The organism is Grimontia sp. AD028, assembly GCF_000973155.1.
GTDB lineage: Bacteria > Pseudomonadota > Gammaproteobacteria > Enterobacterales > Vibrionaceae > Enterovibrio > Enterovibrio indicus.
Genome location: NZ_LASY01000201.1, coordinates 1 through 566, shown reverse-complemented (window position 1 = coordinate 566; position 566 = coordinate 1). Strand labels below are relative to the sequence as shown.

Sequence of the window (566 nt, the reverse complement as noted above, 5' to 3'; positions counted from 1 at the left end):
GTACCGCCGGTGGTCGAACCATCGGTGGTACCTGTGGTGGTGCCATCTGTACCGCCAGTGGTAGAACCGTCAGTCGTACCTGTAGTCGAGCCGTCGGTGCCGCCGGTGGTTGAACCGTCGGTGGTACCTGTGGTTGAGCCGTCAGTACCGCCCGTAGTCGAACCGTCTGTGGTACCTGTGGTGGTGCCATCAGTACCGCCGGTAGTCGAACCATCGGTCGTACCCGTCGTTGAGCCGTCAGTGCCGCCCGTAGTCGAACCGTCGGTCGTACCTGTGGTGGTGCCATCCGTACCGCCCGTGGTCGAGCCATCCGTGGTACCTGTGGTGCTGCCATCAGTACCGCCGGTAGTCGAACCGTCCGTTGTGCCCGTGGTTGAACCGTCTGTTGTACCCGTGGTCGAGCCGTCGGTCGTACCTGTAGTCGAGCCGTCAGTGGTACCTGTCGTTGAACCGTCGGTTGTACCTGTCGTTGAGCCGTCGGTGCCGCCCGTGGTCGAGCCATCGGTACCGCCAGTCGTTGAACCATCGGTCGTGCCTGTGGTTGAACCGTCGGTACCGCCCGTAGT

1 protein-coding gene is annotated in these 566 nt (G+C 62.9%); it reads right to left on the bottom strand.

Features of this window, described 5'->3' with window-relative positions:
- On the bottom strand, positions 1 to 566 hold a 566-nt coding region (locus RN22_RS25315), incomplete at both ends, for a hypothetical protein (protein ID WP_046308506.1).